At 37.6% G+C, this 17,024-nt stretch carries 17 protein-coding genes; 7 read left to right on the top strand and 10 right to left on the bottom strand.

Annotated features, from left to right (window positions below):
* Nucleotides 1–27: 27 nt before the first annotated feature.
* The 6 genes from LGQ02_RS05600 to LGQ02_RS05575 form a co-directional block, all read right to left on the bottom strand.
* Nucleotides 28–480 carry a GNAT family N-acetyltransferase gene (locus LGQ02_RS05600; RefSeq protein ID WP_226517223.1) on the bottom strand — a complete coding sequence of 151 codons (453 nt, stop codon included), beginning with the start codon at nt 478–480 and terminating at the stop codon, nt 28–30.
* A 345-nt stretch (nt 481–825) separates the two neighbouring features.
* Complete coding sequence (locus tag LGQ02_RS05595; protein ID WP_226517222.1) at nt 826–1,701, bottom strand: STAS domain-containing protein; 876 nt, start codon at nt 1,699–1,701, stop codon at nt 826–828.
* Between the two features lie 199 nt (nt 1,702–1,900).
* The gene (locus LGQ02_RS05590; protein WP_226517221.1) at nt 1,901–2,374 is read right to left on the bottom strand and encodes a hypothetical protein; all 474 of its coding nucleotides are present in this window, start codon (nt 2,372–2,374) and stop codon (nt 1,901–1,903) included.
* 88 nt (nt 2,375–2,462) lie between these two features.
* Nucleotides 2,463–3,182 carry a DUF421 domain-containing protein gene (locus LGQ02_RS05585; RefSeq protein WP_226517220.1) on the bottom strand — a complete coding sequence of 240 codons (720 nt, stop codon included), beginning with the start codon at nt 3,180–3,182 and terminating at the stop codon, nt 2,463–2,465.
* A gap of 127 nt (nt 3,183–3,309) precedes the next feature.
* Nucleotides 3,310–4,068 carry a type I methionyl aminopeptidase gene (gene map / locus LGQ02_RS05580; protein ID WP_226517219.1) on the bottom strand — a complete coding sequence of 253 codons (759 nt, stop codon included), beginning with the start codon at nt 4,066–4,068 and terminating at the stop codon, nt 3,310–3,312.
* Between the two features lie 210 nt (nt 4,069–4,278).
* On the bottom strand, nt 4,279–4,446 hold the full coding sequence (locus tag LGQ02_RS05575; RefSeq protein WP_226517218.1) for a hypothetical protein: 168 nt from the start codon (nt 4,444–4,446) through the stop codon (nt 4,279–4,281).
* A 128-nt stretch (nt 4,447–4,574) separates the two neighbouring features.
* Between LGQ02_RS05575 and LGQ02_RS05570 the strand changes: the two genes are divergently transcribed.
* Together LGQ02_RS05570 and LGQ02_RS05565 are read left to right on the top strand one after the other, a co-directional pair.
* Nucleotides 4,575–5,129 carry a GNAT family N-acetyltransferase gene (locus tag LGQ02_RS05570; RefSeq protein ID WP_226517217.1) on the top strand — a complete coding sequence of 185 codons (555 nt, stop codon included), beginning with the start codon at nt 4,575–4,577 and terminating at the stop codon, nt 5,127–5,129.
* A gap of 184 nt (nt 5,130–5,313) precedes the next feature.
* Complete coding sequence (locus LGQ02_RS05565; protein WP_226517216.1) at nt 5,314–6,267, top strand: peptidoglycan-binding protein; 954 nt, start codon at nt 5,314–5,316, stop codon at nt 6,265–6,267.
* A gap of 134 nt (nt 6,268–6,401) precedes the next feature.
* Here the strand turns inward: LGQ02_RS05565 and LGQ02_RS05560 are convergent, their stop codons facing one another.
* Complete coding sequence (locus LGQ02_RS05560) at nt 6,402–6,866, bottom strand: GNAT family N-acetyltransferase (RefSeq protein WP_264184004.1); 465 nt, start codon at nt 6,864–6,866, stop codon at nt 6,402–6,404.
* A gap of 66 nt (nt 6,867–6,932) precedes the next feature.
* Nucleotides 6,933–7,853, bottom strand: coding sequence for a ketopantoate reductase family protein (locus LGQ02_RS05555; RefSeq protein ID WP_226517214.1), 921 nt, complete (start codon nt 7,851–7,853; stop codon nt 6,933–6,935).
* A gap of 148 nt (nt 7,854–8,001) precedes the next feature.
* Here LGQ02_RS05555 and LGQ02_RS05550 point away from each other — a divergent pair, with 148 nt between their 5' ends.
* Nucleotides 8,002–9,699 (top strand): M3 family oligoendopeptidase, encoded by a 1,698-nt coding sequence (locus LGQ02_RS05550; RefSeq protein WP_226517213.1) that lies wholly within the window; start codon nt 8,002–8,004, stop codon nt 9,697–9,699.
* A 329-nt stretch (nt 9,700–10,028) separates the two neighbouring features.
* Here the strand turns inward: LGQ02_RS05550 and LGQ02_RS05545 are convergent, their stop codons facing one another.
* Nucleotides 10,029–11,654 (bottom strand): glutathione ABC transporter substrate-binding protein, encoded by a 1,626-nt coding sequence (locus tag LGQ02_RS05545; protein WP_226517212.1) that lies wholly within the window; start codon nt 11,652–11,654, stop codon nt 10,029–10,031.
* Nucleotides 11,655–12,286: 632 nt separating this feature from the next.
* On the opposite strand from LGQ02_RS05545, the gene nikC reads away from it, so the two are divergent.
* From nikC to LGQ02_RS05525, 4 genes are read left to right on the top strand one after another with little or no spacing between them, the layout of a single operon-like run.
* On the top strand, nt 12,287–13,183 hold the full coding sequence (nikC, locus tag LGQ02_RS05540) for a nickel transporter permease (RefSeq protein WP_226517211.1): 897 nt from the start codon (nt 12,287–12,289) through the stop codon (nt 13,181–13,183).
* A gap of 15 nt (nt 13,184–13,198) precedes the next feature.
* On the top strand, nt 13,199–14,122 hold the full coding sequence (gene nikB, locus LGQ02_RS05535) for a nickel ABC transporter permease (protein WP_226517210.1): 924 nt from the start codon (nt 13,199–13,201) through the stop codon (nt 14,120–14,122).
* A 36-nt stretch (nt 14,123–14,158) separates the two neighbouring features.
* Nucleotides 14,159–15,199 (top strand): ABC transporter ATP-binding protein, encoded by a 1,041-nt coding sequence (locus LGQ02_RS05530; RefSeq protein ID WP_226517209.1) that lies wholly within the window; start codon nt 14,159–14,161, stop codon nt 15,197–15,199.
* Nucleotides 15,165–16,178, top strand: a complete 1,014-nt coding sequence (locus LGQ02_RS05525) for an ABC transporter ATP-binding protein (RefSeq protein WP_226517208.1) — start codon at nt 15,165–15,167, stop codon at nt 16,176–16,178. The genes LGQ02_RS05530 and LGQ02_RS05525 overlap by 35 nt, the downstream gene beginning before the upstream one ends.
* 473 nt (nt 16,179–16,651) lie before the next feature.
* Here the strand turns inward: LGQ02_RS05525 and LGQ02_RS05520 are convergent, their stop codons facing one another.
* Nucleotides 16,652–16,957 (bottom strand): hypothetical protein, encoded by a 306-nt coding sequence (locus LGQ02_RS05520; protein WP_226517207.1) that lies wholly within the window; start codon nt 16,955–16,957, stop codon nt 16,652–16,654.
* Nucleotides 16,958–17,024 lie beyond the last annotated feature (67 nt).

Raw genomic sequence — 17,024 nt, 5'->3', positions numbered from 1 at the left:
CCCTCCTTCTGACCGTTGAATTTCAAATTAAAAGTCATATTCCATTTTTATAAGTGGAACTTGATGATCTTGTTTTTGAACGATTGACGTAATCGTACGTTTAAAACCAAGCTTTTCTGTTGCTTTGAGTGCGCGTTTATTAAACTTAGGAATATGAAACGTTAGTTTTTTTGGCTCATATCTCTCTTTAGCAATGTTCATTACATATGCGATTAAGCTTTCTCCTCTTCCTTGCCCTATCAAATCAGGCCTTAATACAAGTTGCATACCGACGATTACATCTTTAGGCAAGAATATACAATAACCGATCAGTTCTCCACTTTCATAAATAGCAATATAATGGTTCCAATTAAATGGATTTAAAAATTCGTCGATATCATCGCTTCCATCATCAATGTTATAAAAAGCTTCCTCACCATCGTACTCCCATTGTACGATAGCCATCGCTTCTTCATTCGTCATCCATTTCCATTCAAACATCGGATCCCACCCTTTTTCGCACATTGTTCACAAAATTGTCACAGACCTGGTCCCTGAATTTTTTGTGAATTTAGATAATTATATTATACCTTGCACAGGGTTTAGAATCACGGCTAATTTAAAATATTTCATATTGGACAATTGTAAAAAATGATTAAGCAAAGGAAAATCATTCTAAATCCTGAAGCAACACCTCTTAATATGCCTAACAATAAAATTGCCAATGTAACAAAAGTCGCGCTTTTATAGAGCTTATTGGTAATTTGTTATATTGCTGCAGGGGCACAGCCATAAAAAATAAGAGTTCTCATTTAAGTTGAGAACTCGACTACAACAATCATCCAATTATTCATTAATCTTAAAAACTTCATCCTCAGTGCCGATGCTTAACCCTGTCATCATTAATGCTTGTTCAAGGTTACGTGCTACCTTCATATGATTAAATGAAATGCCTAAGTTTACAATTGTTTGGGCTAATTCTGGACGTAAGCCAGAAATGATCGCTGTAATTCCTACTACTTTTAATGCGTCATGAAGTTGAAATAAATTATGAGCTACGGCAGTATCTATCATATGAACACCTGATAGATCAACAATTAAGTACGATAACCCTAATTCTGTCCCTTTCGTTAACGATTGATCTAGCAGTTCTTTTGAACGATATGTATCAATTGTACCGATAATTGGTAGAATCGCTACCGATTTTGTCAATGGGACCACTGGTACTGAAAGCTCTAATAATTCTTCTTGTGCCTTTTTAAATGTATCTTCATTGTATTCTACGTAAGCTTGTGTAAATGAATAAACTGCTTTATCTAAGAGTAGATCAATTCGTTCAGACATTAAAAAGTAGTCATCAAACCCTACGTTACGATTTTTACATTCTTTACGAATAAACTTGTAGATCACTTTTCGAAAATGTGGTAAAGAAAGCATTGCAAAGTCTGCTGAAATACCAGCACTCACTGCACGTTTACCTGCTTTTTTCCCCCACTTGTATACGTCATCTAAATTTTTCTTCACATCATCACTTAACAAGGCATTTCCTATCATTTGCATAAACTCAAAACGATACTGAAAGTTCTCCTCTTTTGCAAAACCAATATGATTGTTAGATTGTACGCTTTGCGAATCAAAAGCTTCTTCAACTTGCTTTGCAAGATTTTCACTCTCTTCTATGATGGCATGACCAACATTCATCAATTCATTTACCGTCATCATTACTTTAACCCCCAGCCACTATATACATATACAATTAATCCTATACCACATCATGTCTATCCATAAACATGGAAGTTATAGACATTTATATTAGAAGCTTTCTCCTAAACTAGTATCAACAAACGCGACAAATAACCAATAAACCCCAGGTGCCAGACACATGGGATTTATTGGAATTTATTAGTTCCCACTTAAGCTATTAATAGCATGAGAAAGATGAAATTTGTCTCGTATCAAATCCTGAATACACCCAACGTCTTTGGCGAGGACGCCATCTATAACCTGCTACTGAAGTTCTTCCTATAAACGTTGGCCAGAACCAGAACCTTCTTCCAGAGTCTAACACTATATACGTATATCGGTGTAAACATCTCCGTATTGCACCTGGGTCAACCGCAAGGACTCCTACTCCATCAACTTGCTGCAGTTGAGGAGGTGGACTAGCAGGTGGTGGACCTGGCGGTGGGCCTTCTGGGCCTCCTGGGCCTCCTGGGCCTCCTGGGCCTCCTGGGCCAAACGGAGGTCTCCCTGATGGTCCATCTGTTGGTGGACCAAACGGTGGTCTGCCAGGCGGTGGACCTGGTGGTTGATGCCCTGGTCCAAATCCTCCCCACTGTTGCTGTTGAGGAAATAACCAACTCAATAAACCTGATAGTTGTCTTTGATTATGCACCGAGCTCTCTCCTTTCAAAACGTCTCTTTATACGTTATGCAAGGAAAATATCAAGGTGCTTGCCTACATCTATAATACATCCGCCCGATTATTGCTTGCTTTCTTCATCTGCCGGTGACAATAGGTTGTCATCTTTCACATCAATATACAACTGTCCTTTCGTTCCTAAAACAGCATAAAACACATCATTTCTCGATACATTCCTTTCATTTAGTTGTCTTAATAACCATTCTTTCGTAAGATGATTTTCGTTAAGGTTCTTCTCTATAATTTCTCCGTCCATAATAAGTTCTATAGGGAATTTGTTCGTTCCTCTTTCTTCAAATAAATCTCCTCTTGTAACAGGGCGCAGATGTTCTTTTAATAATGCAGATATATGGCCGTCCGGCTCTAAAACGACATAATCTACATCTTCCAGATCAAAAATTCCTTTTTCACGTAACGACTGATTGAGAGAATCCATATTGTATTTTTGCTTTTTCATATTTTCTTCAAGCACTTTGCCATCTTCTACTAAAACTGTTGGAGATCCTGACACTAACTTTCTTACGTTTCTCACTCGTAAAGATAAAAAAGTTGTTCCGTATCCGATTATTGCAACGACAAATAAGGCAGTTAACGTATGGCTATAATTTATTCCTGTATCAAAAGCAAAGTTAGCACCAATTGCCCCCATCATTACGGCGGTAATAAAATCATGATTAGACATTTGAGACAGCGTTTGTTTTCCTAGTACAGTATTGATTAATAATAAGATTAAATATGCTGCTGTTGCCCTAATAAGCACATGGGTAATTTCGAAGTCCATTTTATCACCTGATATTTTTAACAGTGTAGTTAGTATTTTCTACTACACATATTTCATACTAAAAAACACTCCCACTACTAATTGTGAGAGTGTTTGTATAAAATATCATTCAAAAAGATAAGAAAAGTTATTCAATATCATCTTGTTCAGTTAAAATCATTACCCCATTTTTCGTAATGGCAATTGTATGTTCATATTGGCAAGACAAGCTGCCATCTACCGTACGAGCTGTCCAGCCATTATCGTCCATTTGCGATGCCCATGCACCAGTATTGATCATCGGTTCAATCGTAATGACTAAACCATCTTTTAATCTTTGACCACTGTTCGGCTTCCCAAAGTGAGGTATATTAGGCTCCTCATGAATAGTCGGTCCAATTCCGTGACCTGCAAAATCTCGAACAACCCCATAGCCATATGGCTCTACATATTTTTCAATGGCAGCACCAATATCACCGACACGGTTCCCTACCTTCGCTGCTTCTATACCTTTGTATAGGGACTCTTTCGTAACTCTCATTAATTGTTCCGCTTCTTCTGATACTTTTCCAACAGGGTGTGTCCAAGCTGAATCAGCTAATGCTCCATTTAAGTCAATAACAAAATCTACCTTTACGAGGTCCCCCTCTTTAAGCTTTTCATCTCGAGGAAAACCATGGCAAATCTCATCATTAATGGATGCACATGTCGCATACTTATACCCTTGATACCCTTTTTGGGCAGGCTGGGCACCATGCTTTCTCATATACTCTTCTGCAAACTTATCAATCTCAAGCGTTGTCATACCTGGTTTAATCATTTTTGCAATCTCTTTATGAATCTTAGCAACAAGCTTACCTGCTTCATGCATTTGTTCAATTTCTCTTGCTGATTTACGTTGAATCATTCGTCAGACTCCTTTTCCAATTTATTTTATCCTATGTAATATTCACTATCTCAGTTCAAAACTAAAAGTACACGTTTCACTTAAGAAAAAGCCCCAAACAATGGGACTATACGACGTATGAAATCGCTAGAAACTTAACGTTATCATACATGAAGTTGCTTAACAAAGGCAACTGATTCCCCCTTTCAAGCTCATTTCAACAAACTTTTGTTATGTTCGCTTTTTACTTTTCTTTTCAACGATCAATAACCCAATTAACCCAAGAGCGCTTATTAAATAATACACGACTGACGCTTCATCAATCACCCGCATAACTGGTCCAAATAATATCAAAATAAAACAGACGACCGTTATTGTCATTTTATAAGTACGACTCATCTATACTCCCCTTTGCACCTTCCTGTAACTACTGTTATTGTAAATGAAACAACGACCCTAGCCAATCATATTACGACTTGGCTTTTAATATCATCGTTCACAACTTTATGAATAGAGAGGTGATTAATTTGATCGAACTGAAGCCATTTACTAAAAAAGACTTTCCTCTACTATTAAATTGGATAAATAAAACCTCTGCTAAATTTTTGATGAAGTGGTCAGGGTCAACCTTTACCTTCCCACTTACTGAAAAGCAATTAAAAAACTACACTTGCCGTGCCAACAAAGATGAGAGTGATACATTTATTTTTACCGCATTACTCAAAGATACAGGTCGACCAATCGGCCATATTGCCATACGGAAAATTGATTATCAACACCGTTCTGCAAGATTAGGGAAAGTGTTAATTGGGGATGAAAAAGACCGTGGCAAAGGATATACGAAAATGATGATCTACGATGCATTATCATTTGCCTTCGATACTTTAAACCTACATAGAGTTTCGCTTGGAGTGTTTGATAATAACAACCATGCAAAACAAATTTACGAACGTTTCGGCTTTAAAACAGAAGGATACTTTCGTGATTTTCGATTCGTAGATGGTGAGTATTGGGGAATGTATGAAATGAGCTTATTACAACATGAGTGGCTAGAGATAAAAAATTCAAATATGAAAAACTAGCATTTTGGTAGCTAAAATCGTAATTCTATTTCATAGGTATGGCGAACATGACAAAATGATTTCAGAGGATAACATTCCGTTTTCAAAACGATTAAAACATCGAAATTTGGTTGAACTCTCTTATATGTGCTTGGTACGATGTGGACGTTGCATTAAAAGAGAAGCACTATAAGGAGGTTTTCAAATGAAACCAAACGCAACATTAAAATCTATGAAAGTATTAGGGGTTACCGCTTTTGCACTAGGGACATTCCTTTTCACGTCCGGACAAGCTAGCGCAGGAGAAGACAAAGAACTTGGCGAAAAACTATTATATAAAGGAAAGACTCATGAACATATCGTAGACCTGAAAGAACTATTACATGAAAGAGACTTCCTTGATATCCGTGAAGAGGAAATCAACGATCAATACGATCAAGTTACTAAAAAAGCGGTACGTCAATTCCAAGAAAAATACGATCTACTCATAGATGGTATTGCAGGAGTACAAACGATCGCAGCCCTTGTTGAACTAGAAAAAGGAGATGAAGGGATTTTAGTAGAAACGCTTCAAGAAGACTTAACAGAGTTAGGCTATTACGAACATAAAATTGATGGTGAATTCGGTCCATTCACTGAAAAAGCCTTAATTAACTTCCATGAAGAAGAAGATATTGAAGAAAAAGAAGGTATCGCAGGACCAAAAACATTCAGCGCACTCCATGAATTAACAAGTCGTTACAATCCAGATATTGAAGCTGAGAACACTGCAAATACAGCTCAGACATCAAATGAAACTGGAAGTTCAAATGATGGACAAGCTTCAAGCAATCAGTCAAGCGAGTCTAGCAATGACAACTCTGAAGCAGTAATGACAATGGAAGCAACTGCTTATACAGCCTATTGTGATGGTTGTATAGGAATCACTGCAACAGGAATCGATTTACGTAACCAACCTAATAAAAAGGTCGTTGCTGTTGACCCTAATGTTATTCCTTTAGGATCAGTTGTTGAAGTAGAAGGTTATGGTCGTGCAATTGCTGGTGATACTGGTGGAGCAATTAAAGGTAACCGAATTGATTTGCATATGGCGACAAAAGATGAAGCATTCTCATTTGGGCGCCAAAACGTTACGGTACGAATCATCGAAACCCCGTAAATACAATAAGTCAAAAAGGGTTTGTCTCTTAGAACAGAGACAAATCTTTTTTCTTATTATTCTATTTTCCAAGATCGTTAATGAGAAAACATTGGAAACCAATTCCTAATATATCGATCCTATACACCTTTTCTTTAAATATTCAATCTCATTAAATATTCTTTTTCTCCACCTTCAAACTGCACAGTCTTTTTAAATACAAAACCCGCTCTTTCATATGCTCGAATCGCAGCTGTATTATTTGGGTCAGGACCAATGATACAACAAGACACATGATCCATTTTGTTAATAATATTTAGTAAAAACTCATTGAGAATCCTCACTCCATACCCTTTATACAAAAATGCCTCATTTCCGATAAATAAGTCAATACCTACACTGTTTCTTGGTGCTGAAATGCTATACGCATAATGTTGATGGTCCCAAATATAGTAGGTTTGTATATAGCCTATCTTCTCGCCATCAAGCAAGATGAGATAAGGCGATGTTTTTACTTCCCCCTTTATTTTTTTCATATATTTATCGTAAATCTCATCATAAGATTTTCGCCTTTTACTGTACCACTTCAATGCAGAGCCTTTATTTAACCATTCATGCATGATCGTAATATCCTCTTCACATAGTCGCCTAAAGGTGATCATATTATAGGTGTCCTCATTTCTTTCCTACATGTTTAAATTTCTTTCATATACTTTGAGATGCTGATAGACGAGCCTTAATAACGGCGTTTCGATTCCATAACGTTCAGCAAGGAGCAACAAAAACCCTTGTAAATGGTCGACTTCAATCGGGGCACCCCGTTCAATGTCTCGAAGCATCGACGATTTCATCGAGGGTGCTTGATTGTCAAGAGTGTCCATTTGCTTTTCAACCACTCGATCTGAAATAGGGGCTCGATGCGCTTCCATCGTCATACGAATTTCCTCAAATAACTGCTGAATATAAGTTCTCCCTTCAAACGTATCCCGTATCGGGCCAATTGGAGACCTCATTAACGATGTAACCCCAGATAATGTCGTAATAAACAAATACTTATGCCACATGTCTTTTTGAATGTTTTCACTTAATTGAAATACTGACTTCGTTCCTGAGAAAACTTCCTCAATTTCTTTTGCACGCGCTGTTACTTTTCCGTTCCACTCACCAAACACGAGGTCATTCTTCTTACTTGTTTGTACGATCTCTCCTGCATCATTTAGCGTCGATTCAATAAAACATATTCCGCCGAAGATTTGATCTGGTGAAAAATATGCTTTCATCTCTTCCATATGTTCAATACCGTTTAATAATGGAATAATTACAGTATAATCAGATACAAACCGTTCCAATGAAGTTAATGCATCTCTTAGCTGATATGATTTCGTACTAATGAAAACAACGTCAAAAGGTGTTGGCTCATTTGTGGCGAGAATTGTCTTTGGCTGAACGTGTATATCGCCATTTACACTATGTATCACTAGACCTTGTTCTTTTAACTGCTGTTGTTTTTTCTCACGCACTAAAAACGTGACGTCTTCCCCTTTTTCGATGAGTCGACCTCCAAAATAACCACCAACTGCTCCAGCTCCAACAACGAGAATTCGCATGATTCATTCTCCTCTCCATTTTGCTACTTACACTTTCTCTACACACCTGTTTATCTCCTTTTAATCAATATAATTTCACATAGAATAAAGGATATGACTCATCCATGCAGAAATATAAATTGATAAGAAATTGACTGGGGGAATTTTCATGACAAAATTTTATGTTGAAAAATTAAATTTTCAACAACCAAAAGAGATAGAAAAGAAATACGAGGAGTTGCTTTCAAAGCCAGTTCATACAGCAGATGAATTAACAACATGGCTAAAGGAAGCCTCTCGGTTTTCAGATGAGATCGCCGAAGGTTTATCTGGGCATTACATTGACTTTCAATGTCAAAGCGATTCTGAAGAGACCAAAAAAGCGTTTGAATACGATCAAAAATATATCTTACCGATCGTCAAACGTTATGAAGCATTGCTTGACGACAAATTTTTATCCTCACCTGCGATTGAACTGCTCGACCAATCGTATTATCACGAATTTATAAAAAGCAAGCAAAATTCAAAAGAGTTGTTCCGCGAAGAAAATGTCGAACTTGAAGTTGAAGAAGACCGCCTTGCAACCAATTACTTTGAGCATACGGGTGGACTTACTGTCGATTGGCGCGGTGAAGAAAAAACAATAAGTCAACTCCAAGAATATATGGAAGATTCGAACCGCGAAGTAAGAAAAGAAGCAATTGAAAAGATCTTCAATGCGTTTTTATCAAAAAAAGATGAGTTACAAGCAATCATGACAGAACTAATTGAGATACGAGAAAAGAAAGCTAAGAACGCTAATCTTGCCAATTACCGTGATTATATGTTTAAAAAATATGAACGCTTTGATTACACTCCAGATGATTGCAAGAAGCTAGCAGAAGCTGTGCGGAAGCACGTGAAGCCGCTAAAAGAAAGAATTCAGAAGGAACACCAGAAGGAAATAGGTGTCGATGTATACCGTCCATGGGACCGAAAAGCAGTGCCAAATGGTCAAAAGCCGTTAAAACCTTTCCAAGATACCGATGAACTCGTAAAAAAATCTGCAACGATTTTTGAAAACATGGATCCTCGTTTTGCCGAATTAATTCACACGATGAATAAACGTGGCATGCTGGACCTTAACAGTCGAAAAGGAAAAGCTCCAGGAGGCTTTTGTGATTCTCTTCCCGTTTCGAAACTATCTTTCATTTTCATGAATGCATCAAACAGTCATGATGATATGATTACTCTTCTTCATGAAATGGGTCACTGTATTCATAACGATTTAAAAACAACCCTTCCGTTAAGCTTGTATCGTGATACACCAATGGAATCCGCTGAACTTGCAAGCATGTCAATGGAATTGATGACAATGGATCAATGGGACCTATTTTATGAAAGTGAAGCTGATTTAACTAGAGCAAAGAAGGAACAATTAGAAGGAATTATTAACTTCCTCCCTCATGGAGTGATTATCGACCAATTCCAGCATTGGTTATACGAAAACCCTGACCACACTGCTGAGGAAAGAAATGAAAAGTACTTCGAGCTTTCACAATCTATTGATTCTAAAGTCGTTGATTGGTCTGGATATGAAGAATGGCTAAAACACCATTGGCACATGGTCCTTCACATTTTTGAAGTCCCGTTTTATTTCATCGACTATGTGATCGCCCAATTAGGAGCCGTACAACTGTACAAAAATTATTGTGAAGAACCCGACAAAACACTAGCAAACTATAAAAAAGCACTCTCACTTGGTAGCTCAAAATCGTTAGCAGAAGTTTACGAGGCAGCAGGAATCAAATTTGATTTCTCAGAAAACATGATTAAAGATTTAATGGCTTTTGTTGAAGAAAAATTAAATGAGCTTGATAAAAAATAAAGAATAGCCTCAATAGGTCACCAATATTTTTTGTGGTGACCTATTTTAATGTTCAAATGATATTTCGATCGTTGATGGTGCAGGTGAAAGACCTAACTTACTTGTTTGACCTTTCCTAACAAATGGAAAACCTTGTTGGGGCTCTTTCCCCTTATATGGCGACACTTCTATCAAACTTCCTCTTGCTCTATATTCATGTGAACCATTTACAGTGACCTTACTCCAATACTTCTTTTCCATAGGCTTCAAAACAATTTGATATACGAAAAAACTCCATAAAAAAATAACCCGTACCATTAAAGGTACGGGTTATCATTGTGAGTTAACAATTATTGTTCGATTGTTACGTCTTGTAACATCATTAAACCGTTTGGATGCTTCCAGAAACCTTGAACCTCGTCACGTAAACCTACTAAGTAAGTTCCATGGTATAGGTAAAGCATTGGAGCTTCTTCTACAAGGATTTCCATCGCTTGCTCGTAAAGGTCTTCACGAGTTGCAGGATCAGCTTCTTGACGAGCTAAGTCTAGTAACTCATCTAACTCTGGGTTATCCATGAATGAACGGTTACCTGCTGAACCTTGGTTGTCAGAGTGGAACAATGCATGCATACCGTAGTCAGCATCACCTGTTACAGTAACCCAACCAAGGATAAACATGTCATGGTTACCTTCAGCAGTTTCGTCAAGGTAACGACCCCACTCAAGTACTTCAATTTCAGCATTTACGCCAATTGCAGTAAGTTGAGCTTGTACTAATTCAGCAATTTCCATACGCTCACGGTTATCGTTTGTCCAGATCGTTGTATCGAATCCATCTTCATATCCAGCTTCAGCAAGTAATTCTTGTGCAGCTTCGATATCTTCTGGAAGTGGATCTACTTGATCACTAAACCCAAATACTTGTTCACCGATAGGACCTACTGCTGGAGTACCAATTCCGTCCATTACACCGTAAATGATGTCATCTTTGTTAATTGCCATTGATACAGCACGACGAACACGTGGATCATCGAATGGTTCACTTTGTAAGTTAAAACCAATATAAGCTAAGCTTAAGCTGTCTTGCTCATACACAGTTGTAAGATCGCCACCATCAACACGGTCTTTATCACTTGGGCTTACTGGATCAATAATGTGAGCAGTTCCAGTTTCTAATTCACCAACACGAGTTAAATCTTCACCAATAACTTTAAAAGTTACAGAATCAACGTTTGCTGGTTCACCCCAGTAATTTTCGTTCTTAGTAATAACGACTTCATCACCTGTAGTCCAGCTTTCAAATTCAAAGATACCTGAACCAATTGGGTTTTCACCAATATATTGACCTGGCTGTTCGCCAGCTTCCATTGCTTCATAGTCAGCTTCGATTGCATCTAAGCTGATCATTCCACTACCACTGTGTGCTAAGTGAGATGGAAGTGGTGCAAATGGGAATTCTGTATGAATGTGAACAACATACTCATCTACAACTTCTACTTCAGCAACACTTGTAAATAAGAACGCTCTTGGTGATGCAACTTCTGGGTCTAAAATACGGTCAAGGTTTGCTTTTACAACCTCTGCGTTAAATTCAGAACCGTCATGGAACGTTACACCCTCACGAAGAGTAAATTCCCAAAGATCTTCTTCAAGTGCTTCCCACTCAGTAGCTAGTCCTGGTTGAAGCTCCATATCTTCGTTATGCTTTAGAAGCGTTTCGAAAATGTTTGTTTGAACGTTACTAGAAGGAACGTCATTTGAACCATGTGGGTCCATACTTACTGCGTCTGCAGACATACCGATAACTAGATCGTTACCTTCAATAAGTTCTGCTTGTTCACCATCAGCACCATCAGTGCCTCCAGTATCTGTTTGATCTGTTCCATCTTCATCTGGCTCAGACGCACAACCTGCGATTGTTAGAGCAGCTACAGCTGAAAAAGCAATAGCTTTTAAACTTTTACTCTTAAACATAAATTTGCCCCCTTTATTTTTTTGGAAAACTCACATATATTAAACTACAATAATTCGCCAAAAAAAACAACATTAAAATATTTGTTAAATTTAAATCTTCTTAACAAAACTTGGCTTGTCGCCAAGTCATAATGGCGAAAACCTTAGTTGCACCGAGCAGCGGCTGCTTCGAAATAACCCCGACATGCAACGAGTAACCGCAGGAGCACCGAGCAATACCTCCAAGAATAAACTCCGATCTGCGACGAGTAACCGCAGGAGCACTTATACTATCGACCATATTTTTATAAACTCTTGATAGTATAAAGTAAGCTCCTTCATACTGCAGTTATTTTCCCCCAATATAATAGAAGAAACATATCCACTAATCATTTCTAAAGGGGATTGCATCAGTTTATTAAGAATTATCTGACATTATGTTAAAATAATTTCCATTTGTCAAAATTCCTTGTAATATGTCATAGACGTGATATAATTCTTGCTTGTAAGATAGATTCGCAGACAGGGTCGTATATTTTTCATTTATAATATTAAAACGATTTTAAATTGTCTAAATATTGTTTTAATATTTCCATATCGATCCAAACCTACTATTTTCATCAAAATTATAAAAAGAAAGAGAGGCTTAAAACATGGCTGAAACAAGTGTTAATGTTCCACAAAATGAAACGAAGCGGCCTTCACCACATATTGAAAATTTAAAGACTGCTTTTAGAAAGCTAAGAAAAAACAAGGCTGCGATGGTTGGGGGGATCTTAATCCTCTTCTTCGTCATCACTTCATTTATAGGACCTTATTTAGTACAAAATTCACCTACAGAACCAAACATGAGTGCAAGACTACAAGGTCCATCGGCTGAATTTTGGTTCGGTACGGATAACTTAGGGAGAGATATTTTCGCCCGAATTATCCATGGAATGTCAATTACTCTATGGATTGGATTTGCTTCTGTTATTTTAGGTGCAATCGGTGGAGTAATTCTTGGATTAATTTCTGGATATTACGGTAAAAGAGTCGATGCAATCATTATGAGGTGTATTGACGTATTACTAGCATTCCCTGGTATTTTACTAGCTTTAGCGATTGTTAGTGTATTAGGAGCAAGCTTAAATAACGTAATTATTGCGGTAGCAATATTCTCGATTCCTGTTTTTGCAAGGATCGTACGTGGATCAACTCTTGCAGTAAGAAAATTAGAGTATGTTGATGCAGTAAGAGCATTAGGTGCTTCAGATGCTCGAATTATTTTTAGACATGTTTTACCTAATATCATGTCACCCATTATTGTACAAGCAACACTTCGTATGGCTACGGCTATTTTAACTGCTAGTGGTTTATCATTCTTAGGTTTAGGTGCACAGCCGCCAACACCAGAATGGGGAGCGATGTTAAGTGCTGGGCGTAACTATATGTGGGAGAACCCTCATATTGCATTATTCCCAGGTCTTGCAATCGTTATTGTAGTACTTGCATTTAATCTATTTGGCGATGGTATTCGTGATGCACTAGATCCGAAAATGAAAGATTAAGAGAGGTGAGAGACTTTGTTTGTATATATTATTAGACGATTACTTCAAACAATACCTGTTATTTTTGGTGTTACAGTTCTAGTTTTCCTTATGATGCACTTAATCCCTGGTGACCCTGCTCAAGTGATCGCCGGTGAAAGTGCTCAAGAAGAACAAGTTGAACAAATGAGAGAGCGTTTAGGTTTGAATGAACCGTTACCTGTCCAATACGGTAAATTTATCGCAGGAGCTGTTCAAGGAGACTTAGGAAATTCAATCCGAAGCGGACGACCAGTTACTTCTGAAATTGGGGTCCGATTCTGGATAACGGTAGAACTTGCGTTTTATAGTACGATATTAAGTATTTTCTTAGGATTGATTGCTGGTATTATTTCAGCAACAAAGCGTCACACACTTATGGACGTTACGATTATGGTGGTAGCTCTATTCGGATTATCGATGCCGAACTTCTGGCTCGGATTAATGTTAATCCAGTATTTTGCTTTAGATCCTCTTGGTTGGTTCCCTGTTTCAGGGTGGGGCTCACCGAGTCAAATCGTTTTACCGGTTATTACACTCGGTACAGCCGGAGCAGCAATTATTGCACGTATGACACGTTCTTCTATGCTTGAAGTCGTAAACCAAGATTATATTCGTACTGCACGTGCCAAAGGTGTTAAAGAACGTTATGTTGTTTACAAACACGCGTTACGTAACGCATTAATTCCTGTTGTAACGGTTGTCGGACTTCAGTTCGGTGCATTACTTGGTGGTACGGTGTTAACAGAGACAGTATTTGCAATTAACGGTATGGGAAGATTCGTTATTGAGGCAATTTCAGCTCGTGACTTCCCGATTGTCCAAGGATCTGTTTTAATTATTGCCCTATTGTTCGTACTTGTTAACTTACTCGTCGATATTTCATACCGATTCTTAAATAAACGTATCGAATTAGATTAATGAATATCCTTTTCTTTGAAAGGTGGGAATTAGCTCATGGAACCGAATAAAACGATTATTGATGTAAAAGATTTACAAACGTCGTTTTTTACAAGTAAAGGTGAAGTAAAAGCTGTTGATGGGGTTTCATTTGCAGTACCTAGTGGTAAAACGCTAGGTATTGTAGGTGAATCTGGATCAGGAAAAAGTATTACTTCACTTTCAATTATGCGCCTTATTCAAGATCCAGGAAAAATTAAAGGTGGAGAGATCTTATTTAATGGCGAAAACCTTTTAGATAAAAAAGAATCTGAAATGCGTAAAATTCGTGGAAATCAAATTTCAATGATTTTCCAAGAACCAATGACTTCTTTAAACCCAGTATTTACTGTTGGTGACCAAATTGCTGAGTCATATATGATCCACGAAAGTCTATCAAAAAAGGAAGCTATGAAAAAAGCTTTAGAAATGCTTGAACTTGTTGGTATTCCTTCACCTAAACAACGCCTTAAGCAATACCCTCACGAATTATCAGGAGGTATGAGGCAGCGTGTCATGATTGCAATCGCATTAGCTTGTCGTCCGGAGTTGCTGATCTCTGACGAGCCAACAACGGCGCTTGACGTGACGATTCAAGCACAAATTTTAAGGTTGATCAATAACTTACAAAAAGAATTAGGAATGTCACAAATTCTTATTACACACGACCTTGGTGTTGTTGCAGAAACGTGTGATTACGTTGCTGTTATGTATGCAGGTAAAGTTGTTGAGTACGCAGATGTAGAAACATTATTTGAATCACCAAAACATCCTTATACTGTTGGGTTGTTACAATCCTTACCTCGTCATGACATTGACTATGAAGGTGAATTAAATGTGATTAAAGGAATGGTTCCAACTCCTGAGAACCTTCCTGAAGGGTGCCGATTTGCACCACGTTGTCCATTTGCAACAGATCTATGTAAACAAGAGCTTCCAAGCTTAGAAGATTTAGACAATGACAGCCAAATCCGCTGCTGGATTTATTCTGATAAGTGGGACGGGCCGGAGGTGAAAGTAAAAGATGACTACGGAACTTTTGCAAGTAAAGAATCTTAAACAATACTTCCCGATAAAAGGCGGGATTTTAGGACGAAGAGTAAATGACGTTAAAGCCGTTGATGATATTACCTTCAGCATTAATGAAGGTGAAACATTGAGTATCGTAGGTGAGTCTGGTTGTGGTAAGTCTACAACTGGTCGAGCAATCCTTCGCCTTGATGAACCAACAGCTGGCGAAATTAATTTCGACGGAAGTGACTTGCTTAGCATGAGCAAGAAAGAAATGAGAAAAAAGCGTAAAGATCTACAAATTATTTTCCAAGATCCTTATGCATCCATCAACCCGCGTCAAACAGTAAGACAGATTTTAAACGAAGCGATGGAAATTCAAAACGTGCTTCCAAAGGAAGAGCGCTATGACCGTATGATCGAATTACTAGAAACAGTTGGACTCGGTCCTGACAAGTTAGACCGATTCCCACACGAATTTAGTGGTGGTCAGCGTCAACGTATCGGTATTGCTCGTGCGCTTTCTGTTGACCCTAAACTAATTATTTGTGACGAATCTGTTTCTGCCTTAGACGTTTCAATTCAAGCACAAGTACTGAACTTATTGAAAAAGTTACAACGTGAACTAAACTTAACGTATTTATTCATTTCCCATGACTTAGGGGTAGTAAGACATATCTCTGATCGTGTTATCGTTATGTATTTAGGTAAAATCGTTGAAATTGCTGATAAGAAGTCATTGTTCGATAATCCTAAACACCCTTATACAAAGACATTATTATCTGCTATTCCAGTACCAAATCCAAAAGAGAAAAAAGAACAAATCATCTTAAAGGGTGATGTTCCTTCTCCTATCGATCCTCCTACAGGATGCCGTTTCCATACGCGTTGTCCTTTTGCGACGGACCGTTGTGCTGAGGAAGTACCAGAGCTTCGTAAAACAACTGAAGGTATGTTAGAAGGACACCAAGCTGCATGCCACTATATCGAAGAGATTGAATCTGGTGAAATGAAACCTAAATATTAATTACTAAAGCCACCTAAAAGCTTTGCTTTTAGGTGGCTTTTTAACATCTAGTTAAAGAAAAGTTCCTGTATGAAAAACTTATTTTGAATATTTAACATTTCCTATAAAGGGGAAAGAATCATCAAAGTTACTAAAGCTATTATCCTATAAACCCAGAAAATACTATGAACAATAATGATATCATGAAAGGATAAATCAATAATAATGATTGCTTACATGCAATGTTAACTTTCGCTTTCATACGTTTCTTCGTTTGATCATATGAAATTTAGAAGGAATTTCTTGTGAAGTAAGCAAAAGACGTCATAGGATATTGCACTTTTAACCGGTTACGGATAGATCGTTAAGCTATTACTACATCGATATAACTATATCAGTATAATTTTCAAACAAAAAAACTAGAGAACTTTCACCCATCTAGTTTTTTTCGCCCCTTAAAATGGTTAGAACTTAAGCGTAGTTCCTCCCATATATTAAGATTCTTGCTCTTCTCTTTTCTTTTTCTCCAACGCTTTAAAACATTGTATAAATTCTGTTGGGTCTGTTTTAATCAAATATGAGTAAACCCCTTTACTTGTATGAAAATAAAGCATCCCTTCGTCCCCTACTAATTGTCTAAATGACATGTCAAACATCGTATGAAACGGAAACTCTCGATGTTCAGTGACAATGCGATCTTCATATAAATAGATCATTCTGGGCTCCTCTATATTCACTTGTTCTAGACCTTGTATTTCTCTTACAACCTTTATATATGGCTGTGAGGCAATCCACCCCATATAAACCCTCCAAAAATCATTTTCGAACACTTAAAATACAGTTTAACATAGCACCCAACGTTTTTTT

Source organism: Bacillus shivajii, from assembly GCF_020519665.1.
In the GTDB taxonomy this organism is placed as follows: Bacteria; Bacillota; Bacilli; order Bacillales; family Salisediminibacteriaceae; genus Bacillus_CA; species Bacillus_CA shivajii.
Note: the sequence above shows the minus strand (reverse complement) of the source record. Positions and strands in the feature narration are given on the sequence as shown.